Origin of the sequence: Membranihabitans maritimus, assembly GCF_021729145.1 — a bacterium.
In the GTDB taxonomy this organism is placed as follows: domain Bacteria; phylum Bacteroidota; class Bacteroidia; order Chitinophagales; family Saprospiraceae; genus Membranihabitans; species Membranihabitans maritimus.
Genome location: NZ_JAJSLW010000018.1, coordinates 21,588 through 47,661 on the forward strand (window position 1 = coordinate 21,588; position 26,074 = coordinate 47,661).

At 39.1% G+C, this 26,074-nt stretch carries 17 protein-coding genes; 12 read left to right on the forward strand and 5 right to left on the reverse strand.

Features of this window, described 5'->3' with window-relative positions:
- The first annotated feature begins 13 nt into the window (after window positions 1-13).
- The 10 genes from LVD47_RS18230 to LVD47_RS18275 all read left to right on the forward strand — a co-directional run bounded on the left by LVD47_RS18230 (window position 14) and on the right by LVD47_RS18275 (window position 14,561).
- Window positions 14-1,780, forward strand: coding sequence for a RagB/SusD family nutrient uptake outer membrane protein (locus LVD47_RS18230; protein ID WP_236979482.1), 1,767 nt, complete (start codon window positions 14-16; stop codon window positions 1,778-1,780).
- Window positions 1,777-3,936, forward strand: coding sequence for an alpha/beta fold hydrolase (locus LVD47_RS18235; protein WP_236979483.1), 2,160 nt, complete (start codon window positions 1,777-1,779; stop codon window positions 3,934-3,936). Before LVD47_RS18230 ends, LVD47_RS18235 begins: the two co-directional genes overlap by 4 nt.
- Before the next feature lie 16 nt (window positions 3,937-3,952).
- On the forward strand, window positions 3,953-6,094 hold the full coding sequence (locus LVD47_RS18240) for an alpha/beta fold hydrolase (protein ID WP_236979487.1): 2,142 nt from the start codon (window positions 3,953-3,955) through the stop codon (window positions 6,092-6,094).
- A 13-nt stretch (window positions 6,095-6,107) separates the two neighbouring features.
- Window positions 6,108-8,507 (forward strand): alpha/beta fold hydrolase, encoded by a 2,400-nt coding sequence (locus tag LVD47_RS18245; protein ID WP_236979488.1) that lies wholly within the window; start codon window positions 6,108-6,110, stop codon window positions 8,505-8,507.
- Between the two features lie 117 nt (window positions 8,508-8,624).
- Window positions 8,625-8,825 (forward strand): hypothetical protein, encoded by a 201-nt coding sequence (locus LVD47_RS18250; RefSeq protein WP_236979489.1) that lies wholly within the window; start codon window positions 8,625-8,627, stop codon window positions 8,823-8,825.
- Window positions 8,815-9,150 carry an addiction module toxin RelE gene (locus LVD47_RS18255; protein WP_236979490.1) on the forward strand — a complete coding sequence of 112 codons (336 nt, stop codon included), beginning with the start codon at window positions 8,815-8,817 and terminating at the stop codon, window positions 9,148-9,150. The genes LVD47_RS18250 and LVD47_RS18255 overlap by 11 nt, the downstream gene beginning before the upstream one ends.
- A 135-nt stretch (window positions 9,151-9,285) precedes the next feature.
- Window positions 9,286-10,617 (forward strand): sulfatase family protein, encoded by a 1,332-nt coding sequence (locus LVD47_RS18260; RefSeq protein WP_236979491.1) that lies wholly within the window; start codon window positions 9,286-9,288, stop codon window positions 10,615-10,617.
- 2 nt (window positions 10,618-10,619) lie between these two features.
- Window positions 10,620-12,071, forward strand: coding sequence for a sulfatase (locus LVD47_RS18265; protein WP_236979493.1), 1,452 nt, complete (start codon window positions 10,620-10,622; stop codon window positions 12,069-12,071).
- A gap of 47 nt (window positions 12,072-12,118) precedes the next feature.
- The gene (locus tag LVD47_RS18270) at window positions 12,119-13,000 is read left to right on the forward strand and encodes an endonuclease/exonuclease/phosphatase family protein (RefSeq protein ID WP_236979494.1); all 882 of its coding nucleotides are present in this window, start codon (window positions 12,119-12,121) and stop codon (window positions 12,998-13,000) included.
- 13 nt (window positions 13,001-13,013) lie between these two features.
- A complete protein-coding gene (locus LVD47_RS18275) occupies window positions 13,014-14,561 on the forward strand; it encodes a sulfatase family protein (RefSeq protein WP_236979495.1) in 1,548 nt (515 codons plus the stop codon).
- Window positions 14,562-14,736: 175 nt separating this feature from the next.
- Here the strand turns inward: LVD47_RS18275 and LVD47_RS18280 are convergent, their stop codons facing one another.
- The 3 genes from LVD47_RS18280 to LVD47_RS18290 all read right to left on the reverse strand — a co-directional run bounded on the left by LVD47_RS18280 (window position 14,737) and on the right by LVD47_RS18290 (window position 20,604).
- A complete protein-coding gene (locus LVD47_RS18280) occupies window positions 14,737-15,081 on the reverse strand; it encodes a hypothetical protein (RefSeq protein WP_236979496.1) in 345 nt (114 codons plus the stop codon).
- 144 nt (window positions 15,082-15,225) lie between these two features.
- Entirely contained in the window at window positions 15,226-19,326 is a 4,101-nt protein-coding gene (locus LVD47_RS18285) for a hybrid sensor histidine kinase/response regulator transcription factor (RefSeq protein WP_236979497.1), read from the reverse strand.
- A 171-nt stretch (window positions 19,327-19,497) separates the two neighbouring features.
- The gene (locus LVD47_RS18290) at window positions 19,498-20,604 is read right to left on the reverse strand and encodes a copper resistance protein NlpE N-terminal domain-containing protein (protein WP_236979498.1); all 1,107 of its coding nucleotides are present in this window, start codon (window positions 20,602-20,604) and stop codon (window positions 19,498-19,500) included.
- Between the two features lie 43 nt (window positions 20,605-20,647).
- Here LVD47_RS18290 and LVD47_RS18295 point away from each other — a divergent pair, with 43 nt between their 5' ends.
- Window positions 20,648-22,018 (forward strand): arylsulfatase, encoded by a 1,371-nt coding sequence (locus LVD47_RS18295; RefSeq protein WP_255785296.1) that lies wholly within the window; start codon window positions 20,648-20,650, stop codon window positions 22,016-22,018.
- A gap of 198 nt (window positions 22,019-22,216) precedes the next feature.
- Here the strand turns inward: LVD47_RS18295 and LVD47_RS18300 are convergent, their stop codons facing one another.
- Together LVD47_RS18300 and LVD47_RS18305 are read right to left on the reverse strand one after the other, a co-directional pair.
- The gene (locus LVD47_RS18300; RefSeq protein WP_236979502.1) at window positions 22,217-23,056 is read right to left on the reverse strand and encodes a ferritin-like domain-containing protein; all 840 of its coding nucleotides are present in this window, start codon (window positions 23,054-23,056) and stop codon (window positions 22,217-22,219) included.
- Window positions 23,057-23,087: 31 nt separating this feature from the next.
- Window positions 23,088-23,813: a ferritin-like domain-containing protein gene (locus tag LVD47_RS18305; protein ID WP_236979504.1), complete on the reverse strand. Its 726-nt coding sequence runs from the start codon at window positions 23,811-23,813 to the stop codon at window positions 23,088-23,090.
- A gap of 780 nt (window positions 23,814-24,593) precedes the next feature.
- Between LVD47_RS18305 and LVD47_RS18310 the strand changes: the two genes are divergently transcribed.
- Window positions 24,594-25,970: an alkaline phosphatase PhoX gene (locus LVD47_RS18310; protein WP_236979506.1), complete on the forward strand. Its 1,377-nt coding sequence runs from the start codon at window positions 24,594-24,596 to the stop codon at window positions 25,968-25,970.
- The last annotated feature ends 104 nt before the right edge of the window (window positions 25,971-26,074 follow it).

The window sequence follows — 26,074 nt, forward strand, 5'->3', positions numbered from 1 at the left end:
AATGATTATAGCTATGAAAAATACGTATAAATTAATATCAATATTCTTTCTCATAACCGTTTCGCTTTTTTCTTGCAAAGACGAATGGCTCGAACCAGAACCATTGTCCTTCTTTTCACCCGGCAATGCCTATATTAGTGAAGATGGATTTGAGGCCATTCTGGTCAAAATGAGAAAAGATATCAGAAGAGAAGTTTCAGGAGGTGACGGAGGGTACCACTTTATTTCAATGGAGCATACCTTATCCGATCTTGCCATATCGATATTCCCTTCTGATTTAAGAATCATCACACCAAGTAACGGCCCTACCTGGCCTTATCTGAAAATGTATAATGATGTGTATGGGTTTATTAAAAACTCCAATGTCCTTATCGATAATATCGACAATATTGACTGGAGTGATCAGGCACTTCACGATAAAATATTAGCAGAAGCCCTATGGCATAGAGCATACTGGTATTACAGATTGGTTCATACTTATGGAGACATACCATGGGTTGGTCAAGAAATTGAGGGGGCAAAACTGGATTTCCAGACCTATTCACGTGAAGCCATTTTAAATAAAATTCAATCAGACCTCGAATGGGCAGCAGAGCATTTACCTGAGACTGCCGAGCGGTTAGGAGACATGACACAAGGTGCTGCTAACCACTTGCTTGCTAAGGTTTACCTGGCCAATACTAATTTTGACGGAGCTATAGAAGCAGCCAATAAAGTTATAAACGGTCCTTATGAATTGATGACCGAACGCTTTGGTATAGATGCAGACGATCCGGTACGTAATGTACAATGGGACCTCCATCGATGGCAAAACAGGAATATCGCCCAAAATAAAGAAACCATTTATGCCACCATTGATCGTCCTGATGGTCCTCCCGATGCGCGCTCCGGAGGCGTATACTCTAACCGGAGATATACCCCCTCTTACTGGAAAGTCCTGGAAAGTACCGGTCAAAGGGCGCACAATTGGAGTACTCCGGGAAGTGATACGCTGGGCATTGGCAATGCAGATGTGCGAACAAATGCCTATTGGCATTATACAATTTGGAAAGACGAAGGATATACATGGGAAACAACTCCTGATCTACGAAGATCTGACATCAACTGGATTGAAATGAACGAAATAACTGTAAATGCCCCTGGTTCCCCTCAATTAGGAGAGCCTTTGAGCAAAGAATTTTATGGTAGCCTAACAGATACTTTTGATACCTGGTATCCCTGGCCTCAATACAAAACTTTCGTCCTTACCCCAAATACCCGGCTACCCATAGGTGGTGAAGCTGACTGGTATATCTTCCGGCTTGCCGAAACCCATTTACTACGAGCGGAAGCCTATTTCTGGAAAGGAGAAATGGGATTGGCTGCAGAAGATATCAATATGGTACGGGCACGATCAAATGCCCCTTTAATCACTTCCGAAGAAGTGACAATTGACTATATTTTTGATGAAAGAGCCAGAGAATTGTACATGGAAGAACCCCGGCACAATGAAATGGTAAGGGTTTCATATATTATGGCACATGAAAATATTAACGGGTACAACCTGAATACCTTTAGCGAAAAAAACTGGTTTTTTGACAGAGTAATGCGCGTAAATAATCACTATCAAGAACCAAATCCTCCTATTTGGCGGGGTGCAATTGCTTATATTTCTCCTCATAATGTCCTATTGCCAATTCCTCAAAGCGTAATTGAAGCCAATACACAGGCAATAATCAATCAAAATGAAGGCTATGATGGAGCCCAAAACAATGTCGAACCTATACAAACAATAGAATGACAAGTAGCTACAACAAAATAGGATGTATAATTCTTCTCATTTTGATGGGTAACTTCTTGCCTGGGATTCAGAAAATTTATGGTCAGGGTTTGGAATCTGATCGTCAGGTAGTCAGCGGACTACCTGACCAACCTTTTTTGCCTGAATTATTAGAATTGAATTCTGGTGGGATTATCGAAGATATTTCTCACCCAGGTCAGTGGGAACAAAAAAGGGAGTGGATAAAAGAACAATATCAGTATTGGGTTTCCGGTTCAATTCCGGAAGCCCCTTCTGGTTTTGATTCCAAAATATTGTCAGAAAGAGAAGAAAACGGAGTGATAATCCGCATGGTAGAACTTCAATTTGGTCCGGAATATAAAGCAAAAATGACCCTGGAATTACTAATTCCACCTTCAGACCGTCCACTTCCAGTATTTATGACACAATGGAACCATCGTGGATGGGCACAGGTAGCTGTAAGAAGAGGGTATATTGGATGCGTTTATGCCGGAGCTGATGCCAAAGATGATACAGAAAATTATTCTGAAATTTATACTGGAAGTGATTTTGCAACACTGATGAAAAGAGCCTGGGGATGCCACCGTGCAGTTGATTATCTATACACTTTACCAGAAGTGGATACTAATAAAATAGCACTTACAGGACACTCCCGAAATGGAAAACAATCGCTCATGGCTGCAGCTTTCGACGACCGTATCGATGCAGTGGTAAGTAGTAGTGGTGGAACCGGCGGTGAAAGTCTGTTTCGATTTACCGATAATCGATTCGATACAGAATCAGTAGAAGAAATCACCCGGAAATTCCCCCATTGGTTCCATCCAAGGTTACGTCTTTTTTCCGGACAAGAGCATAAATTGCCCGTAGATCAACACTCCCTGATGGCACTGATAGCCCCCAGGGGGTTAATGTTGAGTTCCGCTATAACCGAAGGGCAAGGCAATCCTTGGGCAATTGGAAAAGCCTATAAATCCGTAGGAAAGGTATATGATTTTCTCGATGCTGAAGATCAAATAGCCATTAACTTGAGAGGAGGAAGACACGCTACAGCAGCCCGTGATATCGAAGATTTTGTAGATTTTTTCGATTTTATTTTTGGCCGGTCCGACAAACAACCAAAAAATGAAATATTCTACGACTATTCTTTTGATGAATGGCAGTCCAAGACGGGTGAATCCTTTGAGATGATACCCAAATTCGATCCATCAGATGTATCCACGAAAGGTATTAGAAACAAATTAAACTGGTTGCTAGGAGATGAACCTCCCGGTATATTGAATAATTCTGATCTAAGTTGGGAAAAGAGAAAAACAGAAGACGATTACCTGGGAGATGTCATTGGTCAACCCCGGTGGGATGGAATGCAGAAAATGCTGATTCGACCATACAACTCTATGGGGGATTATTTATGGGCAAACCTATACCTCCCGGAAAATGTAGAAATAAGCAACCATTCAATACAAGGAAAATACCCTTTGGTTATATTCTTACATGAATACTCCTACCCTACCGGATACAGAAGAAGAATAACACAGATATTAAAAGAACTTACTGAAAAGGGCTTTGCGGTTTTGGCTTTCGACCAGGCAGGATTTGGTACGCGGATTGAAGAAGCTAAAAATTTTTATGACCGTTATCCACGCTGGTCTCTCATGGGCAAAATGGTAGCAGATACAAGAAATATTATCAATGACGCAACCCAAAGAATTTCATTTGTCGATCCGGAAAAGGTATACCTGGCCGGTTATAGTCTTGGAGGTACAGTAGCACTTTTTACGGCAGTCCTAGATGATCGTGTAAAAGGAGTAGCCGTTTCGGGAGCCTTCGGTTCTTTCAAAACCACGGCTACTTCCATTGAGGGTAATCGCCATTATTCCCACTTACATGGGCTTATTCCCAGACTGGGACTATTTGAAGGGGAAGAATCCCATATTCCTGTAGATTTTGATGATATTTTAAATGCTATAGTTCCAAATCCAACTTTGGTAATCGCACCTACTGAAGACCGACACCACCCCAGACAGCATGTTGAAAAGATAATATCTAATGTCGATGAAAAAAATTCTTTAAAGTTTATCCAACCGGCAACATATGATGAATTTTCCCCAAATATGGTTCAATCTATGGCAAAATGGTTGGAAAAAATTTCTCAATAAAAAATTGTAATACACTATGAAATACGGCTTCATTATAGTAATCTTTATTGTAGCCGTATTTTGCAGTGTATTAAAAGGACAGTCCACAACGCCAATAGAACGGCAAAGATTTAATTCGCTTCCCGAAAATCCATTCCTTCCGACTCTACTGACTTTTGAGAATAAAACCAATACAAATTCCAATTTTCGATTAGAAGACTGGAAGCAAAATAAAAAGAAAATAAAAGAACAATACCAGTATTGGATCTCCGGATCAATTCCACCCCCCCCTTCTTTTCTTGATACCAGAATTATTTCAGAAAGGGAAGAGAACGGTGTAATAATTCGAATGATAGAACTGTATTTCGGTCCGGAGAAACAGGCTAAAATGACACTGGAATTACTAATCCCCCCTTCAGAATCCCCCCTTCCAGTATTTATGACACAATGGAATCACCGGGGATGGGCGCAAATAGCAATACGTAGAGGGTATATAGGTTGTATTTATGCCGGCGCAGATTCCAAGGATGATACTGAAAATTATTCGAATATTTATCCAGATGCCGACTTTGGCCGACTTATGAGGCGAGCATGGGGAGCTCATCGCGTAGTAGATTACTTATATTCTATACCCGAAATAGTGGATACTACTAAAATTGGTCTCACAGGTCACTCAAGAAATGCAAAACAATCACTCATGGCTGCAGCATTTGATGAAAGAATTGATGCTGTAGTTAGCAGTAGTGGTGGGACAGGCGCCGAAAATCCTTTTAGATTTACTGACGAAAGATTTGATAATAATCCGATAGAAGAAATTACGCGAAAAAACCCTTCATGGTTTCACCCCCGGATAAAACTGTTCATTGGCAAAGAACACAAACTTCCAATTGACCAACACTCCCTGATGGCCCTGATAGCCCCCAGGGGGTTAATGCTGAGTTCTGCTATTACCGAAGGACAGGGAAATCCCTGGGCTATTGAAAGAGCCTATAAATCTGTGAAAAAAGTGTATAATTTTCTCGATGCTGAAAATCACATAGCCATTAACTTGAGAGGAGGAAGACATGCCACAGCAGCCCGTGATATCGAAGATTTTATAGATTTTTTCGATTTTATTTTTGGCCGCTCCGACAAGCAGCCGAAAAATGAATTATTCTACGATTATTCTTTTGATAAATGGCAAATAAATACGGGGGAATCCTTTGAAAGACGGCCTACGTTTGATCAATCAGATGAATCCATACAAAGTATAAGGAAAAGATTAAACTGGTTGTTGGGGGAAGAACCTCCCGGAATATTAAATAATTCAGATCTTAGCTGGGAAAAAAGAAAAACAGAAGACGATTACCTGGGAGATGTCATTGGCCAGCACCGGTGGGAAGGAATGCAAAAAATGCTAATTCGGCCTTACAATTCTATAGGAGATTATCTTTGGGCGAACCTATACCTTCCGGAAAAGGTGGAAATAATAAACCATTCAATACAAGGAAAATATCCGTTGGTTATATTCTTGCATGAGTACGCTTACCCTTCTGGATACCGGAAAAAATTAACCCCTTTACTCCAACAATTAACCCGTCAGGGTTTTGCCGTAATAACTTTTGATCAAATTGGATTTGGCACACGAATTGAAGAAGCCAAACAATTCTACAACCGTTATCCAAAATGGTCCCTTATGGGTAAAATGGTAGCGGATACGAGAAATATAATCAATGATGCCTCTCAAAGAATTTCATTTATTGACACGGAAAAAGTATACCTGTCCGGGTATAGTATGGGAGGAGCAGTCGCTTTATTTGCGGCCGCTCTGGATGATCGGATAAAAGGAGTAGCCGTATCGGGAGCCTTTGGATCTTTCAAAAGACCAGATGCTTCTATTGAAGGAAATCGCCATTACTCACACTTACACGGACTAATTCCAAGGCTTGGACTTTTTGAAGGAAAGGAATCCTACATTCCTGTGGATTTCGACGATGTTTTACAAGGTATACTTCCCACACCGATTATGGTAATCGCCCCTACTGAAGACAGGCATCACCCCAAAAAACATGTTGAAGAAATTACTGCATCTATACAATCAAAAAGTAATTTACAGTTTATACAACCACCAACATATGATCATTTCTCCGAAGATATGATTCAAGACATGGTAAATTGGTTTAAAATTATTAACAATTAGAAAAAATATTCCAATGCAATTATCGATAAAACCTCTAGTCTTTATTACTCTTTCCACTCTAATATTAGGATTGATTTTGTCTTTTTCAAGTGATTTTCAACCGATCTACTCATCGAACACAATGGATGACCAATCTGCTGACACAACCAAACGTAAAGAATTATTACGCCAAATTGTCAACCTTCTTCCACCCGACAGACCAGGATATGGCAGGGTATCATACCTGGATTCGACATTCAATGACTGGCTAAAGAGAACCGGGGAACTTCCACCTGACTTTGATAAAATGCCCTCCATTCCCTCTTTACCCGACCCATTGACAATTGATGAAGGTAATAAAAACATACCCGTAAAAACTATGGAACAATGGAAGCAAAAAAGGGAATGGATGAAAGAGCAACTTCAATATTATATCACAGGCACCTTCCCTCCTGCCCCTGACAATCTCAAATCAAAAATTATCTCTGAAAAAATGGATGGGGAGGTAAAAGTACAAATGATCGAACTTTCTTTTGGCCCAAGCCATCAAGCCAAATTAACATTGGAATTAATGATCCCTCCCGGTACTGGGCCCTTTCCGGTGTTTATGAGCCAATGGAACCACAGAGAATGGGCACAAATTGCTGTAAGGAGAGGGTATATAGGATGTATATATGCCGGAGCAGACAGAAAGGATGACACAGAAGACTACAGTAGAATCTGGGCAGGTGAATATGATTTTACCAGATTAATGCGAAGGGCATACGGTTGTTTCAGGGCCATAGATTATTTATATACGCTTCCATTTGTTGACCGGGATAAAATTGGTCTCACCGGACATTCCAGGAACGGAAAGCAATCCCTTATGGCTGCTGCATTTGACGAAAGAATTACAGCCGTAATCACTAGCAGTGGCGGAACAGGAGCAGAAGTACCCTGGCGATATTGCTCCCAACCTTTTGACGTAGAGGACATCGCTTTACTCGCCTGTGCTCAGCCTTCCTGGCTTCATCCCCGGCTGCGTTTTTTTATAGGCCGTGAAGAAAAACTTCCCGTGGACCAAAACCACTTCATGGCCCTCATCGCTCCCAGAGGCTTGATGCTTAGCACCGCCATAAATGAAGTTGCCAGTAACCCCTGGGGTATTGAACAAGCATATAAACAAAGCAAAAAAGTATATGATTTCCTTGGAGACTCCCAACATATTGCCGTTAGAAACCGATACGGTAAACACAGTGTATCGGCCAGGGACCTGGAAGATTATATTGACTTTTTTGATTATGTCTTCGGACGAAGTGAATACAAACCCACGGAAGAGTTATTATACCCTTATTCCTTTGAAAAATGGAAAGAACGCACGGGCGAAGATATTGATCCAATGGATTTCCCCGATCGTTCCAAATCAAAATCCATACTGAAGAATGAAGAAAATAATATCTCTTCAATCACACAATGGGAAAAAGAAAGGAAAAATATCAATAAAACAATACAATGGATCCTCGGTGAAAAACCGGCAGGCGTTACCAATCCCGGCCCTGGAACCATTAAAAACCGGGGGCGGGGGGAAGAAAGTTTTGGTCATTTTTTACAACGCCCCGAACCAACTGAGAAAATGGGAAAAATGCCTGTAAGTCCATATGACGGTTTCGGAGATAATTTATTCGGGTACCTTTATTACCCTAAAGATAAAGTGGTCAAAAACGCCAAATTACCTGTTATTATTTATCTCCATGAATTTGATTATTCCAAAGGATTTACGTCCATGGGATTCGATCATGAAATTCAGTCGTATTTCGAAACACTGGTCGATAAAGGATTTGCTGTTTTTTCTTTCGATATGCTGGGCTTCGGAAATCGAATTGAAGAAGGAAGCAGGTTTTATGAAAGGTATCCCCGATGGTCTAAAATGGGTAAGATGGTCACCGACGTACAAAGTGCTGTAGATGCTCTCTCCAATATGGATGAAATAGATGAAAATAATATTTATGTTACCGGGTATTCACTGGGCGGAACAGTAGGATTATTAGCTACTGCCATTGATGAAAGAATAGCAGGGGTAGCCTCTTCTTCGGGATTTGTGCCCTGGCGAACCCCCGTATCAGGTAGCTCTTTGGAAAGTGTAAAGGCCTACTCTCACTATCACGGTTTATTACCCCGATTAGGCTTTTTTATAGGTCAGGAAGGTCATATTCCCGTAGACTTTAATGAAATAATAGCTAGCATTGCCCCGCGCCCCGTACTGATTGTTGCTCCAAGCCTTCAAAAAAATAAAAGGATAGAAGATATAGAGAACACTGTCCTACAGGCGGGAGAAATTTTTCAACTTCAGGAAAAGTCAGGCAATCTGCAGTTCGCCAGCCCTGAAGACTATGACCGATTTGCCGAAAGAGAACGAAAATATATTTACAAGTGGATCTCTGGACTAGAGGAGTAAATAAGATGTGAATGATTCGGGAACTGATTATACAATTTCTCCATTAAATACTTTTATAAAAAGTATCCTAAAACTCAATAATATATTTATATTTAAAAAAGTAAATACGTTAAAACTATGTCGGTACAATATTTGACAGATCAGGATGGGAATAAAACCGCTGTACTCATATCATTGAAGGACTGGGAAATCATAAAGAAAAAGTTACAGGAATTTCAATTCAAAGATCAAATGAAAGGGGTATTGGCCGATGTTGAAGATTTTAAAGCCGGAAATCTTGAAACTTATCCGTTGAAAGATCTCCTCGATGAGCTTTGATATACAATTTAGCAACAGATTTAAAAAAAGTGCTAAAAAATTAGCTAAAAAATATCCGTCCTTAAAACATGATTTAGAAAAGTTGGGAAAACAGCTTTCTAATAACCCTAATCTTGGAACGCCCTTAGGTAAAAATCTTTATAAAATCAGAATTTCAATAACTGGGAAAAAACGTGGAAAATCAGGAGGTGCCAGGGTTATCACTTGCGTTATTTTCAAATCTAAAACGGTTCTCTTAGCGGACATTTATGACAAAAAGAGGTTTGATACTATTGATGAAAATCAAATCTTACAGAACCTTATACAAGAGGGGTTTGGTTTATGATCAAATTCCGGGATCGTCCCTTTAAACAAGAGCGAATTATGAAAATTGCCGTATTTTCTTTCCTGCTAAAGCATTTTTTTGAATTTTGATTCAATCGAATCAATGTATTTACCTTATCTATTTGTATTATATAATATGAAACGTAACTTATTCTACAGACATTTCCCATTTCAGGTCTGCTTATCGGTGTTTATACTTTTATTCACATTTACCGTAAAGTCAGTTGCGCAGGAAAAACCTAACATCATCCTTATTATGGCCGATGATTTAGGCTATGAGACCCTCGGGTGCTATGGAAGCGATGATTATAATACACCGAATCTCGATAAAATGGCCGATGAGGGCATGTTATTTGAAAATTGCCATTCAATGCCTTTGTGTACACCTTCCCGTGTCCAAATAATGACAGGGAAATACAACTTCCGAAATTATGTTGGTTTCGGTATCCTTGACCCTAAGGAAAAAACCTTTGGGCACAGAATGCAGGAAGAGGGTTACAAAACCTGTATAGCCGGTAAATGGCAATTGTATGGGAATGACGTACAGCGAAAATTGGTTAACGGCAAATTAGGAAGTCTCCCCGATCAGGCGGGATTTGATTCTTATAGCCTCTGGCAGGTGAAAGACCGAGGATTTCGCTACAAAAGCCCTACTATAGATACAAAAGAAAAAGGACTGCAAACCTATCCCGGTGAATACGGACCGGACCTGTTTGTTGATTATATTGAAGATTTTATGGAAACAAATCAGGATCATCCATTTTTCGTATACTATCCTATGTGTATTACACACGATCCATTTTTACCAACACCCTTTTCAAACGGATTCAATAGTTACGATCCGGAAAAAAGAACCAATGATGCCAAATATTTTGGAGAAATGGTCAATTATATGGACCACCTTGTGGGACGGATAATTAAAAAGGTGGAAAGCCTGGACCTTTCGGAAAATACCTTGATATTATTTGTTGGAGACAACGGTACTGACAGGGATGTTACCTCGAATTTCCAGGGCCAAAAACTAAAAGGGAACAAGGGATACACTAATGATTTGGGTACACATGTGCCCTTAATTGCAAAGTGGCAGGGAACGATTGAACCGGGCGTAGTAAATTCACACCTTATTGATTTCACAGATTTTGTACCTACTCTACTGGATGTCTCAATGAGTGAAATAAACCGCAATCAGCTGATATTGGATGGAATAAGTTTTTTCCCACAATTAAAAGGCGAAAGAAAAGCTGAAACTCGTGATTGGATTTTTTGCCATTACGCACCCAATTGGGGAAAGTTTGAACCGAGGAGGTATGTCTTTGATACCCAATTAAAACTATATGAAAACGGAGAGATTTATGATTTATCAAAAGATCTTTACGAAACCACCCCAATCCATAAATCTCACCTTGGTCGTAAACAACTGAAAAAAATAAAAACTTTCGAATCGGTATTAGCCAAAATGAATAATTAAATATGAGATCAATAATTCTGATCATTGCAAGTCTGTGCAGTCTTCCCGCATTTTCGCAACAAAACGAGAAGCCCAATGTACTTTTTATTATTGCTGATGACTTAACGACTACAGCGCTTTCCACTTATGAGAATACCCTTTCCAAAACGCCTAATATTGATAACTTGGCGGCTTCCGGCACCTTGTACACACGTGCTTACTGCCAGTATCCGGTTTGCGGTCCATCACGGGCATCTATGATGTTCGGATACTATCCTAGCGCTACCCAAACGTATGGATATGTCAGCGGACGTGAAAATATAGGCCCTGATAGAAAATCCTGGTCCCAGCTATTCAAAGACAATGGATACTATACTGCCCGCGTCAGTAAAATTTACCACATGGGGGTCCCCGGTGATATTGAAAAAGGTTCCAATGGAACAGATGACGAAGCATCATGGAATGAACGCTTCAATAGCCAGGGTCCTGAATGGAAGGCCGAAGGGGAAGCTGAATTAGTACAAAATAATCCCTACGGATTGAACCCGCGCAAAGGAGGGAACGTAATGACCACGGTAAAAGCCGATGGAGATGACCTTGTACATTCCGATGGTAAAACAGCTGAAAAAGCCTCTGAGCTCATAAGAAAACATAAAAATGAACCTTTTTTTATGGCCGTAGGTTTTGTGCGTCCTCATGTTCCTTTTGTAGCTCCGAAAAGCTATTTCAAACCCTATCCGCATGAACAAATGGTGCTTCCCCCTATGGTACAAAATGACTGGGACGATATACCTGAAAGAGGGATAAACTATGTAACCAGCCTCAATGCCCAAATGTCGGAAGAACAGGAGAAGAAAGCGGTAGCAGCTTACTATGCTTCAGTAGCATATATGGATGCCCAGATAGGCAAAGTACTCAATACACTTAAAGAAGAAGGACTCGAAGACAACACCATCATTATTTTCACATCTGACCACGGATTCCATCTTGGTGAACATCGCTTTTGGATGAAAGTATCATTGCATGAAGAATCTGTACGGGTTCCAATGATTATAAAAGTACCGGGGAAAAAACCGGGTATTTGCCATTCCTTTGCAGAGCTCCTTGATTTGTATCCTACTGTCGCTGAATTGGCCGGTTTAGAATATTCAGACCACATACAGGGAAAAAGTTTGATTGAAACATTGGAAAACCCCGCTAAAAAAGTAAGAGATATGGCTTTTTCAATGCACCGTTGGCGCGGCAAGTTTGCCTATTTAATTCGTACCGAAAAATGGGCCTATATTCAATACGATGAAGATGCATCTGGAGGTATGGAACTCTTTGATATGGATCACGACTCAAAACAATACAACAACCTGGCGCATAACCCTCAATATGCTGAAGTAGTGGAATTAATGCAAAATAAATTAAAGACCAAATTGCAAGAAGTAAGAGAAAACGATCTGGGTATTGAGTACAGTGCAGACAATTAAATATACAAATATAACCCGTCGGTGCGGGATGTAAAAAAGGCAATACCTTGATAAAATTAAAGATTATATTATTGGCATTGACTATTTCATGGGGCTGTACAAATCCGAATGAGTCCGAAATGTACCTCATGAGCTTTAACATACGCTACGATAACCCTGAAGACGGGAAAAACCGATGGTCCAACAGATTACCTATAATTGATAAATACCTTAATGGTCGTAAACCAGACATTGTGGGTATGCAAGAAGTAACCTACAGACAATTAACTGATTTAATATCCGTTTTACATGACTACCAATATGTGGGTAAAGGAAGAGAGGATGGTAAAACCAAGGGAGAGCATACTCCTATATTTTGGAAGCAAGAAAGGTTTTCTCTGCTAGAAAATTCGCAGTTTTGGCTTTCTGAAAACCCTGAATCTATTGGCATCCCGGGTTGGGATGCAGCATTGCCGAGAATAGTAACATGGGTAAAACTACTCGACAACCATACGAATCAATCAATATGGCTGTTCAATACGCACTTTGATCACAAAGGCATTATCGCCAGGGATAAAAGTATTGAATTGATAAAAGATAAAATACTGGAGATTGCACCTTCCGGCCCTGTAGTGGTAATGGGTGACTTCAACATTAGAAGAGAACACCACAAATTCGGGGATTCGATATATTATCATTTAATTAATACATTTAAAGATGAAGCAGGACTGGTGCCTTCTGAAAATTACGCAAAAGAAGTTGTCAACAAAGGAACCTCCGGGAATGGGTTTGATGAAAAATGGAAGACTCGTCCCCCTTATTCCGTAGATTATATATTTACAAATGAGTACTTTAGCATCCATACACACAACCTAGACTATATTATAGAGGATGAAATTTTTATTTCGGACCATTGGCCTGTCACCTCACTAGTCTCACTTAAATATTAAACACCTACGAATTATGAAGCTTAAATTAATTGCGATCCTACTTTCTATTCACTTACTTTTTTCCTGTAGTAATCAAGATCGGGAGGGTACTATAGAAAGCCGTACCAATATTATTTTTATTATGACGGATGACCATTCATACCAAACCCTGAGTGCATACGACGACCGGTTTATTAATACACCAAACTTAGACCGAATTGCTAAAGACGGGGTATTATTTGCCAATAGTTTTGTCACCAATTCTATTTGTGGCCCCAGCAGAGCAACTATGATTACCGGTAAGTTCAGCCATAAAAATGGATTTCCTGATAACCGCAGTACATTCGACGGATCTCAACCCACCCTTCCTAAATATTTGCAAAAGGCAGGATACGAAACGGCAATCGTAGGGAAATGGCACCTAAAAAGTGTGCCTACTGGATTTGACCACTCTGAAGTACTGATAGGCCAGGGTAATTACTACAATCCGGTATTCATTGAAAACGGAGACACCACCCGAAGTGAGGGATACGTTACGGATATTATTACTGATAAAAGCCTTGATTGGCTGAATCAAAGAGATACGAAAAAACCTTTTTGTCTCTTATTACACCACAAAGCCACACATCGGGTTTGGAAACCGGATACCAGTCTTTTCAATACTTTTCAGGATGTGACCTTTGAAATACCAAATACCTATTTTGATGATTATGAAGGGCGAACGGCTGCAGCGGAACAAAAATTGAGTATTATCGAAGATATGGACCTGGTGTATGATTTGAAAATGCTGGACAAAGAAGGAGAAATCAAAACCAAATATCGCCGCAATTTCCAAATTATGTACAATCGCTTTACCGAAGAACAAAAAAAAGCATGGGATAAATATTACGATCCGATTATCGCAGAATTCAAAGAGGCGAATTTATCAGGCAAAGAACTCGCGAAATGGAAATATCAACGGTACATGGAAGATTATTTAAAATGTGTAAAATCCGTAGATAATAATGTAGGAAGAGTTCTCGATTACCTGGAAGAAAAAGGCTTATCGGATAATACATTGGTGGTTTATACCTCTGATCAGGGGTTTTACATGGGAGAACATGGGTGGTTTGATAAGCGATTTATGTATGAAGAATCTATGAGAACACCTCTTTTAATGAGATTTCCCAAAAATATAAAGGCTGCGGGAAAAATTGATGAATTAGTTCAAAATATCGACTACGCCCCTACTATCCTAGACCTTGCCGGAGTAAAGATCCCATCTGATATGCAAGGGGAATCACTTGTACCATTAGTTACCGGTAAAAAAGAAGATATCAGGGAAGCTTTATACTACCACTACTATGAATACCCTAATGAACATATGGTAAAACGTCATTACGGAATCAGAACAGATCGATATAAACTCATACACTTTTATAATGATATTGACGATTGGGAATTATTTGACCTTCAGAAAGATCCTGGTGAAATGAATGACCTTTACGGAAAAGAAGGGTATGAGAAAATCACTGCAAACCTAAAAGAAAAACTGGAAAAATTGCAGGTCAGGTATGAGGATACGGACCGCAGTACCTATTGAAATGAAGGCAATTACCATATAAAATAAAATTCTACTTTTAATAAAAAATCTTCCATCGATAAATGCTAAAATACAAAAGTCATCCTACTCTTTTGCGGGATGACTTTTGGCATAAAAAGATTGTTACTGACTTATTCTTAGTGGATTAATGTTTTGTAGACTTCCGGCCAACAGTTTAAGTCGGTTTGATAGTAAAATCTACTATCAAATTGTAAATCTTGTTGGTTTCCACTCCTTTTGTATTCGTTATTTTATAGTTTAATTTTTCTTTTATAAAATGATCTATAGATTTTTCTCTGGTATCCGTCTTCAATACTACTAATTCATTTTCACTCGTAATAAAAAAGGAAATTCGTACTTTTTCATCGAATTCTCCTTTGACATCCGGATCTTTTAGTAAGGTATATATGTGTTTTCTCAACTTGGAAAATGGATCTTTTTCCACTTCCGATCCATAGATTAATGGGCATGCCGCTGTTGACACAAATAGTACTAAAAGCAAAGGGTAATAGTTTTTCATCTCGTTTTGTTTTTCTTTCAGGAATTTAATATCTCTTTTATAAACTTAGAAAATCCCCATTATTCTTAGTATAACAAATCGGACAATTCATATAACACAACGGACAAAGTTCATATTCAGATGAACTTCAAACCATTACAAACATCAAAAAGAACGTACTTCTGATGGAGAATGTCCGTATTCTTCTTTATAACATTTTGAAAAATAAGCAGGATCATTAAATCCTACCTTATAACAAATTTCATTTATAGCATAGTCAGTAGATTGTATTAACCTTTTAGCGTATTGCAGTCTATATTTTCGTATCAAATGAGTCGGTGTAAGATCAAATAAAGCTTTTATTTTTCTCCTCATCTGGCGATCACTTATATTTAAAAAGGCACCAAGGTCTGCTGGGGAGAAATTTTCATTATCCTTCTCTTCCTCAATCTTCCTCATGACCTTAGCGATAAAATCTTTGTCAGTCGAATTTATGGCTACCCCTTTTAAGGTATCTGTAAACCCATTCGAAAAGCTTTTCTGCAACCTTGCCCTCTGTTGAAGCAAATTCTCAATCCAGGACTCCAGTTCCCGGGAAGAAAACGGTTTTGTAATATAATGGTCTGCCCCGGATTCTATTCCTTTTAGCCGGTCATCAGACATCGCCCGTGCCGTAAGGATAATAATCGGGATATGGCTAGTACGCATATCAACCTTCAACTTTTCGCAAAGCGTTACTCCGTCCATTCCAGGCATCATTAAATCAGTAATAATCAAATCAGGAACTGATTCTATGGCTATTTCATAACCTTCTGAACCATCCGAAGCACAAATCACCTGATAGTTTTTATTGACAATTTGTGCAATAAAATCTTGTAAATCAAGAGTGTCTTCAATGATTAAAACCAGGGGTTTATTTTTATTATCAATACGGGTTTCCAACTCAATATTGCTCGCCCCATTGTCATTAAAATCCATCTGGGGTAATGATGGTTGAAAATCACGCGTATCCAACACCTCCTCAATAACTACTGGGATAACAAAAATAAACTGCACACCATAGTCTGTATTTTCAGCCCAAATATTCCCCCCGTGCATTCCTATCATTTGTTTGGCAATAGTAAGTCCCAATCCGGAACTGGAATTACTTTTTTCTGTAGAATAATATTTATCAAAAAGTCGGGGGAAAACATCATTAGGAATAGTTGAACCGGAATTTTCAATTATGACTTGTACTTCGTTATTTTGTAGGCTATTTTGTAATCTTTCCACCCGAATTTCAATCATTCCTCCATCCGGAGTGTTTTTAAATGCATTGGAAACCAGGTTGTGAAAAACCTTCTCAATTCCCTCAGCATCAATATGAGTGCAAATAGAATCCGAATTTGAGAAAAATGAAAAGCTAATTGCGCGTGAACTTGCGTAATAATCGTATGAAGAGGCCAACCCTTTTACAAACCCTACAAATTCTATCCTGGAATACTCCAGCTTAAACCCTTTATTTTCAATCCTTCCAATATCAATAATCTGGTTTATAAGGTCTAAAAGTCGATCAGAATTTTTAAGAACTCCCAATAGCGTTTGACGATGGTCATAGACAGTTACTTTTTCCAGTAAATCCTCCACAGGACCTTTGATCATAGTCAGTGGAGTCCGTAGATCGTGTGATATATTGTCAAAGAAATTCGTCTTCAATCGACTAATTTCAAGGACTTTCTCTTTTTCCATTTTTTCAAACAGTAGAGAATTCTTCAACCGTTGCCTGTGCAAATAGTATCTATACCAAAGAATTAATAAAAAGCTTACTCCAATTAAATAAATGAAATAGGCAACGTTGGTTTTCCAAAACGGGGGAAGGATATGCAACTTAAGTGCTGTCCCTTGTTCATTCCAGACACCATCACTATTGGACGCTTTAACTTTAAAAATATAGTTCCCCGGGGGGATGTTGGTATACGTAGCAACCCGGCTTTCTTCGGCTTTGATCCACTCTGAATTAAACCCTTCCAATGTATAGACATATTGGTTATTCAAAGGATTGGAAAATTCAAGAGCTGCAAACTTCAAGCTAAAAATATTAGCATTATATGGCAACTTAATTCCATCACTAAAATCGATTGACTTATTCAAAATACCGGTACCATTACTCAAATTAATTTTCCGATTGGCAATTTTTAATTCCGTTATGGCAATTGGAGGAATGCTTTCATTTCTTGAAATTTCTTCAGGTTTGAAGTAATTTAGCCCCTGAATACCGCCAAAATATAAGGTCCCACTCTCTCCAAGATGAAATGCACCTGAATTAAATTCATCGCTTTGCAAACCGTCATAACTATTAAAGTTTTGAAACATTTTAGTTCTGGGATCATATCTGGCAATCCCTTTATTGGTACTCATCCATAGATTTCCGCTTTTGTCAGGTAAAATTCCATACACCACATTATTGGGCAATCCATCTTTTTCAGTTATGTGCTGAAAACGGTTTTCATAAATATAAAATCTATTTACACCTCCACCAGCTGTCCCCAACCACAAAATACTATCAGGTTTGTCCGGATCGGGTAAAATGCACTTAATATCATTGAAATTGAGGCTTTGGAAGTTGGCAGGGTCATGATTATACAAAACTTGCTCACCAGATCCAGGGTCAAATTTTATAAGTCCGGTATACGAATTAATCCAAAAATTAGAATATTTGTCTTCGTATATCGATTCATACCTGGGTGCACCTGGCGGTGGCAAACTGGAATACAAGTCATATATATCAAAAATTCCTTTTTCTTCATTCAACCTACAAATAAAACTCTCGCAAATCACCCAAATTTTACCATTCTTGTCTTCAAAGACTTCATAGACAATTTTTCCCGGTAGCCCTCCCTTTTTACCGATGTCTTTCTTATAGTGTTTTATTTCCTGTGTAGATGGATCATACCGGTACAATCCTTCGAAACTTCCAAACCACATAATTCCATTATCCTGCTGGATAATCGACCAGGCTTCTGTATTCCCAAAATCTTCCACATGCTTTGAATCTGTTTCAAAACTCTTGAAAATATTATTTACCGGATCCCATTTATATAATAACCCCGCACTAATCCATACATTTTCATCATGGTCTTCAAATATAGACCTAATACTAAAATGCTGCAACCGGTCTTCTGGATTAAATGGTTTTCTAAAGGTTCCAAACCTATTTGAATGTCTGCTATAAATACTAACTCCTGCACCATTGGAACCAAGCCACATAACTCCCGATCGATCTCGAAAAACCTTGTAAACACCGATTTTGGGAATGGTGGTTGATTTTCCCTCCAAAAAATTAAAGGAATAATTCAATGTATCAAATACAATCAAATCTTCCGGAGTACCCAACCAAATCTTCCCATCCGGCCCCTGTTCCATTGATACAATATTCCCCCATCCCCTACGGTAGACAGCATAACGATGTTGAAACATTCTACAAGTAGCTTCTATATCCTTTCCACCCACTTTCCTTCCGGGTTGATACAAATACAAACCACTAATACCCCCAATCCAAAACCTCCCAAATTCATCCTTTAAAATTGAAAAGACATCTTCATCTGTGCTATTAGCAATAAAAGCAGGTAATGGGATCTTCTCGCTATTAGCCACTTCAGTATCATTAAATATCGTCTTATAAAAGCCATCCTTAGTCACAGCCCATAGAATCGAATCTTTCTCATATAGTAACTCATTAATAATAAGTGGTACATTTCCACTATCAAATGGTCTAAAAGTTTTATCTTCAAAATTGCCTCTTAAAACACCTTTCCCTTTCGTACCGATGAATATAGTGCCGTCGTTTCCCCCGACAATATCACTAATACTAAATTTAGAATTTTGCTCTCCTTCAATTGTCATATGGTGAAAGCATTCATTCACCGGATCATATACGTCGACCATACCGTCTTGGGTACCAATCCAAATTTTACCGCTAGGATCTTCAAATAAAGCCTTGATATTATTATTAACTAATGAGGTAGTATCTTCCGGAGAATGCGTGTAATTGACAAATTCATAGCCATCATATCTATTCAACCCATCTTTCGTCCCAAACCACATAAATCCTTTCCGGTCCTGAATGATATCCAGTACTGCATTCTGTGTCAATCCTTCCGTTATCGTCAAAAATCGAAACTGGCTTTTCTGGAATTGACAATATAAATTCGGGGTATTAAGACAAAAAATAATTATGACAACTAATGTCCTAGCCCCCATTGAAAAAACAGTATTACTATTTTCCATAGGTCAGAGTCCGGTTTAGCTATTAATCCTGGCATCAGTACTTGATAACCCTTTCCTTGTTGATATGAAAAGTGAGTGGGTAAAGTTAGTCAGTATGAGAAGTCTTCAAAGATACTAAATAATTACTATATATTTTTTCAAACCCCCGATAATTTAAAATATATGTACAAATCAATGTTCAAATACCAACCTGTTCCCTGGTGAAGTAAAAACTAATTTCTTTCCAGAATAAAAGTAGCTAATTTGGTGGCCATTTATGACAGAAAAAAATTGTTGCTCTAGGTCAATACCCGGACAAGACATTTTGGTAGTAGACAAATCACCAAAAGTAATTGAATTACCATCAACACGGGCCATTGAATTAAAAGTATTACAAATTCCCTTTCCTCGAATATTTCCATCCTCAAATAAGAGGTAAGGTAGTTCTGATGATCCGGATTCTTCCATAATGTCCCGATCATTAATCCGTATTAATTTCCATTGCCCGGATAATGGTAAATAATCCGTTCTGTAATTACCACATCCAGCAAAGTTTTCCATTTTGTCCATAGAGTCGGTTTTAATCTTTATTTCTACTTTGTAATCATGCATCTGGCCTGACATATTATCCTGACAGCTGACTCTGTCAACATCCACTAATAAATAGTTTTCTCCTGATTCAATCTCACAACTCCATGAATTGTAATCCGGAGAGTAGGTGATTTCCGGCATCACTGTCGTAAATTCGGGTTCAGATGGAAACAGGGAGTTAAAGTGAATTTCATTCTTTGCAAAATTAAAATTGACGTTCCAAAACGGCTCATTACCACTACCTTTGAAATCATAAATACGAGAAGTGCTGCCTATTTCGCCATTGACTTCTGCCCTTTCAGGCTCATCTTTCCAAAGAATAAAATCATCAGAATATTCCCCCTGAATGGATTCCGACTGATTTCCAAGTACAAATAATTGGTCGTCCAATACCATCAATTTATTTTGCTCAATTATTTTACTTTCCAATGTAATAATAGAATCACCTGACCGTGAATATTTACCAGTAACAGTACTGGATCTGTCCTCCTTGCCAATATAGGTTGTTTGTAAAGTAAACGTTTCTGAACCACCGATCTCCAGTTTGACTGAGACCCCGGGGCAATCTTCACATGGCAATAATCCGTAATAGGTTCCAGCTAATTCATCTACACTTTCTCGTTGATTAACGCATGAACTGACAGCAAGTATTAAAAACAAAAATATTTTTACCCCAGTCCCTGAGTTCACTTTATAAATTATATTCATTTTTTTATTTTCACACAACATTAAACTTCAAATTTACCAGTAAATGAAAACTTATTATTGCAAAGTTTTATTGATCTTAGGAATATATATTTTTTTCACCACTAATATTCGATGTCAACAGACAAATCCCAATATAATTTTCATCATGGCTGATGATCTTGGTTACGGAGATTTAGGTTGCTACGGTCAGGACAAAATATTAACACCTAACATCGACCGATTAAGATCGGAAGGATTACAGTTTACCCAGGCTTACGCGGGAAGTAGTGTTTGCGCACCTTCCAGATGCAGTTTGTTAACCGGAAAGCACAACGGTCACAACCGGGTTCGTGACAATATCCCACATGGTACTTTTTTGCAACCTGATGATTTTACTATTGCTGAAATGATGAAAAAAGCGGGATATACGACCGGGGCTATAGGAAAATGGGGATTGGGAAATCCAGGAACCTGGGGGATACCCACTCGCCAAGGTTTTGACTATTTCTACGGGCACCTCAACCAGGACCAGGCACATTTTTACTACCCGGATTATCTTTGGGATAATACAGATATTGATTTACTAAGCGGAAACAGGGGCGAAAAGAAAAATGAATATACGCACGACCTTTTTACAAAAAAAGCCATTTCATTTATCAGGGAGAATCGAAATTCACCATTTTTTCTCTATTTATCTTACACGATACCCCATTTCTCTGATTATAACAAAGATTCCCCGAATCTCTACATTGTTCCTTCTGATGCCCCATATTCCGAAAAAGAGTGGTCACAAACTTCAAAAAATTATGCTGCTATGGTTAGTCGAATGGATAAAGACATCGGACAGATAAACCAATTGGTTCAAGATCTGGCGTTAGAAGAAAATACAATTATAATTTTTACCAGCGACAACGGCCCCCTTGACTATGTAGAAAAAGCCTATACTTTTTTTGATAGTAATGGTAAGTATAGAGGAGGTAAAAGGGATTTGTATGAGGGTGGAATACGGGTGCCTATGATAATAAAGTGGCGAAATCAGGTAGCATCTAATTCCTCCACAGATACACCCATAGCCTTCTGGGACTTTCTACCTACCTTCGCTGATATTTTGGATTATCCGGGTTCCATTACATCCGATGGCCGATCTTTTTTGCCCGTTCTTAAGGGCAAATCGATACAAGATCCTGACTATTTTTATTGGGATTACGGCCATGTTAGGGATACATTTCTGCAAGCAGTACGATCCGACCAGTTCAAATTAATAGCCAAACATTCCAAAGATAGGATAGCTTACGAATTATACGACCTTGATAGGGACCCTGAAGAGAGTAAAAATATAATAGACCTAAATACTCCTGTCGCTAATCAACTTAAAGAATATCTAGTTCAGGCATATGACTACTCGGAAAACTACCCCAGGAAAATATCAAAATAAAAAACGGCCCTTATTGTAAAGGCCGTTTCCATCCTCCTTTTAAAGGTAAAAGGGAGTCATTAGAAATCAAGTGCCGAATAAAATCGGCTCATAGTTGAAAATCAATGATCCGGTCAAACAAAACTTATGAACTTAAATGGAAAATGGATATTGAAATTCAATTCTTTGCAATAAAACAAGATTTCTAAAAATTATGCTTTATGTTGTAATAAACAGACTGGCAATGGTAGTTGCCGTATCACCTGACATTGGCTCATCATACGCTTGAGTAGCGGCTTCAGATGTAAATGGACTGCCGCTTCCCAGTGTAGTGACATCTACCCCAGCCTGGTTGATATTTTCTTCTCCATTATAAACGGCCTGGGTGGCTTCCGGCATTCCAGCTCCACGCTCTTTTTCAGTAATCCAACCATCAAGGCCACGCAGCCTTCTAATTTCCGATGCATGTCTCGCTTCTACGGAATGTATTTGCAACCCGGCTGTCAATACAGCCCCATCACTTACTCCCATTAAATTACCAGCTTGCCCTTTATAAGCTCTTACACCCGTATCTTCGAAAGCCTGGGCTAAAGCCAGTAATTGGGCGTAAGCCGTTTCTTGCCCCACGCCACTTTCGTTAAATGGGTCAAAAGCACCCCCAACCGTAAAATCAAATGTTGGTTTATCGACTGAATTATCAGCCAATACACTCTGTAAAAAAGCTACATGAGCCGATTCATGCTTAGAAATTTGCATATATACTGCTTCAGCTCTGGGATTACCGGCCAACACCCCGGAATCCAAAGCCTTAAGATAGAATTCGTCCTCCAGATACTCCAATGTCAAAGCTAATTGCAACGCCGAAATATGATCTTCATTAATAGTATTGGGTCCTGCAGCCTTTACCTTATTTCCCATTGCTCCCAAACCTAATGGAATCGCAGCTAATGCCACTTTTTTTCCCAATTCTCCCATCTGGCCAAATACAGCCCTTCGGGATGTTCTCTTTTCTTCCAGATTGTCGGTTGTAAATTCATTTAAAAACTTTATAATACTCATAATATTTCTTTTTATTTATTTATTAATTGAATTAAGGTAATTGGTTAGCCGTGAAAGGAGTACTAAAGAATCCACCTGCAGCTTGAATGATTTCGGATGGATTTAATGCACCATCCAACCCATTAGAATCTACGATATCATCACCCGCAAAAGCCAGGTAGTCATCCATATCATTGCCTAAAATGCTGCGAATTGCAGCTGCATGTCTGGCCTCTACCGAAACAATCTTTCCGGCCATAACAAGATAATCTGCGGTCTCAATAATCCTGCCCGCACCATTATATGCCAGTACACCTGTATCTTCAAGTACTTTGGCTGTCCCGAGAACAGAATCCCTGCTGCTAAAATCGACGTCCGCAAAATTAAACTCCAATGACTCGGGTAAAATTTGCTCTTCACTGAAGTTCGCATTAAGTGCCGCCTTGAAAAACTCGCGGTGATTAACTTCGTGATTGTATAAATCCTCCAAAATCATCTGCTCCTCCCCAGACGCACCGGACCAATAACTCCCATTGACAACTCGAGTATAGAAGGCTGACTCGAGTTGTTCCAAAGCGTACGCATAATTCAGAACACCTAAGTCCCCACCCCCCAGGTCAAAAACCTCCGGGTTTGGATCAGTAATCATATCATCGTCATCACAACTAATTAACAAGCCAGCTCCCGCCATTGCCAGTCCGCTTACTTTTATAAAATTTCTGCGAGAATTTGGGGTCTTGCCAGAAATCTTTTGATTCAAAACTAATTTACTTTTCATAATGGATAATTTTTAATTGTCATTTTGAATCATTTACGACAATAGCTAGGCTTTGGATTTTTTAGATCCCAATTTTTTATTTTTTACCAAATCCTTAACACTAATTCAATGTATTAATGACAGATAGTGTTTCATCTTTCTAAAATTCTAAAATTTAAATCCAAATACATTCGGTTTTCCATAAGGATTCCACTGATCCAATACACTAAAGGCGCAAAGTCACCCCTTAAAAGGTTCCATTTGTAAATTTTCTATTAACATTAGGAACAGAGTGATAATTTGTGTTAGGACTTTTATATTTTTAACCTGCCTTATTCGTATTAAATCCACTATAAAGAAATCCCTTCGGGAAAAGCTTTCGGGGTGAATAATGGTGGAGATTAATTGTAACTAATTATTTTACAATCAATCTTGCAAGGATGCGAAAGGCAATGGCAAAATATTCGTTACCCCAACCAGCTTCTTTCTCGCAGGATGGGAGAATGATCAAATATTGAGACATTGACTTATATTTTGCCATTCTGAAATTCATACTGGTATTTCTTGTCTGTAACCTACTAGTAGTGTTATAGCCGGCACTTTCGACCGTTGGAAAAAACCAGGTGAATGTTTATGGGTAAGATTTATGGCATGAAAATAGAAATTACAGCATTAGACTCTTACGAAATTAATGTTCGCAAAATACTACTACCTTATGCCAAAATATTACAAATTGCGGATAATACAGTTTCCTATTTTTGGAGTTATACTGCAATCATTTTTTGACTTAAAATTTATGCAATGTCTAGTAGAAGAAAATTTATCCGAAATGCAAGCGTAATCAGTATGGGATTTATGGGTTTGCACAAATTGGCATTCAGTCTGCCTTCTCTTGATGAAAAAGTTGGTTATGGTCCGTTATTAAAAGGATTGGATGATGTGATTGAGCTGCCAAAAGGCTTTAAATATAAAATTATCTCCCGGAAAGGAAACAAAATGTCCGATGGGTTCTTCCAGCCCGGATTAAGCGATGGAATGGCAGTTTTTGATGTAAATGGAAAGACTATTCTAGTCCGTAACCACGAGGTATCCCCGGGGGATATGGAACAGGGTCCCTATGGTCCCGAAGACGAGTTATTATCCAAAATGGATAAGGATCTAATATACGATTACGGCCGGGGAAAAAGAATCGGGGTTGGTGGAACTTCCAATGTCATATTTAATGAAGATACCATGGAAGTTGAAAAAGAATTCTTAAGCCTTACCGGGACGTATAGGAATTGTGCAGGTGGTCCTACTCCCTGGGGAACCTGGGTTACCTGCGAAGAAACAACCGAAAGAGCTAACGATTTTCTCGAAAAAGACCACGGTTACAATTTTGAAGTAATAGCTACAGACAAAGTAGGCGTTCAAAAACCGGTGCCTTTGAAGGCGATGGGTAGGTTCTCGCATGAAGCTGTCGCTGTTGACCCGGATACGGGAATCGTTTACGAAACAGAAGATGACAGTGAAGGGTTAATTTATCGCTTTATACCGGACACCTATGGAGATTTGTCCAGTGGAAAACTCCAGGCTCTCGCCATCAAAGGACGTCCATCTTGCGACACCAGAAATTGGAAAAAACTGGATTCGGAGCCCATTGAACTCAATACTCCTATGGAAGTGGAATGGATAGACCTGGAAGATATTGATTCCCCTAATAGCGACCTGAATCAAAGGGGATTTGAAAAAGGAGCAGCCCGTTTTGCCAGGGGGGAAGGAATGTGGTATGGTAATGATGAAATTTATTTTGCCTGCACCAATGGAGGGAAAGAAAACAACGGCCAAATATTCAAATACATCCCCGGTAAAAATGAAGGGAAACCTAATGAGTCCGAAGCTCCGGGCCAATTGGAATTATTTATAGAATCGGTAGATTCAGATCTGATGCGCTTTGCCGATAATCTGACTGTATCCCCCTGGGGAGATGTTGTACTAGCGGAGGACCAAAGTACCCCAAGACTGGTAGGAGTTACCCCGGAGGGTAAGATGTATCATATCGCCCGGAATATTGGATATAAATCCGAATTTGCAGGAGTTTGCTTTTCCCCGTCCGGGAAAACACTTTTTGTTAATATACAGGGACCGGGATTGACGCTTGCCATCCAGGGGCCATGGAGCGGGAACAAGTCAATCTGATAGAGACTTAGAGGGATTATTCTGCTTGAAGTATCCGAAGGTTCCGATGCATTGAGGTGTCCAGGTTCCGATGCCGGAAGAATGCTACACGGTAAAAGTCCAGT

Excerpts from the sequence above, each read along its gene's own strand:
- LVD47_RS18230 (WP_236979482.1), top strand. The coding sequence starts at position 14 with ATGAAAAATACGTATAAATTAATATCAATATTCTTTCTCATAACCGTT.
- LVD47_RS18235 (WP_236979483.1), top strand. The coding sequence starts at position 1,777 with ATGACAAGTAGCTACAACAAAATAGGATGTATAATTCTTCTCATTTTG.
- LVD47_RS18240 (WP_236979487.1), top strand. The coding sequence starts at position 3,953 with ATGAAATACGGCTTCATTATAGTAATCTTTATTGTAGCCGTATTTTGC.
- LVD47_RS18245 (WP_236979488.1), top strand. The coding sequence starts at position 6,108 with ATGCAATTATCGATAAAACCTCTAGTCTTTATTACTCTTTCCACTCTA.
- LVD47_RS18250 (WP_236979489.1), top strand. The coding sequence starts at position 8,625 with ATGTCGGTACAATATTTGACAGATCAGGATGGGAATAAAACCGCTGTA.
- LVD47_RS18255 (WP_236979490.1), top strand. The coding sequence starts at position 8,815 with ATGAGCTTTGATATACAATTTAGCAACAGATTTAAAAAAAGTGCTAAA.
- LVD47_RS18260 (WP_236979491.1), top strand. The coding sequence starts at position 9,286 with ATGAAACGTAACTTATTCTACAGACATTTCCCATTTCAGGTCTGCTTA.
- LVD47_RS18265 (WP_236979493.1), top strand. The coding sequence starts at position 10,620 with ATGAGATCAATAATTCTGATCATTGCAAGTCTGTGCAGTCTTCCCGCA.
- LVD47_RS18275 (WP_236979495.1), top strand. The coding sequence starts at position 13,014 with ATGAAGCTTAAATTAATTGCGATCCTACTTTCTATTCACTTACTTTTT.
- LVD47_RS18280 (WP_236979496.1), bottom strand. The coding sequence starts at position 15,081 with ATGAAAAACTATTACCCTTTGCTTTTAGTACTATTTGTGTCAACAGCG.
- LVD47_RS18285 (WP_236979497.1), bottom strand. The coding sequence starts at position 19,326 with ATGGAAAATAGTAATACTGTTTTTTCAATGGGGGCTAGGACATTAGTT.
- LVD47_RS18290 (WP_236979498.1), bottom strand. The coding sequence starts at position 20,604 with ATGAATATAATTTATAAAGTGAACTCAGGGACTGGGGTAAAAATATTT.
- LVD47_RS18295 (WP_255785296.1), top strand. The coding sequence starts at position 20,648 with ATGAAAACTTATTATTGCAAAGTTTTATTGATCTTAGGAATATATATT.
- LVD47_RS18300 (WP_236979502.1), bottom strand. The coding sequence starts at position 23,056 with ATGAGTATTATAAAGTTTTTAAATGAATTTACAACCGACAATCTGGAA.
- LVD47_RS18305 (WP_236979504.1), bottom strand. The coding sequence starts at position 23,813 with ATGAAAAGTAAATTAGTTTTGAATCAAAAGATTTCTGGCAAGACCCCA.
- LVD47_RS18310 (WP_236979506.1), top strand. The coding sequence starts at position 24,594 with ATGTCTAGTAGAAGAAAATTTATCCGAAATGCAAGCGTAATCAGTATG.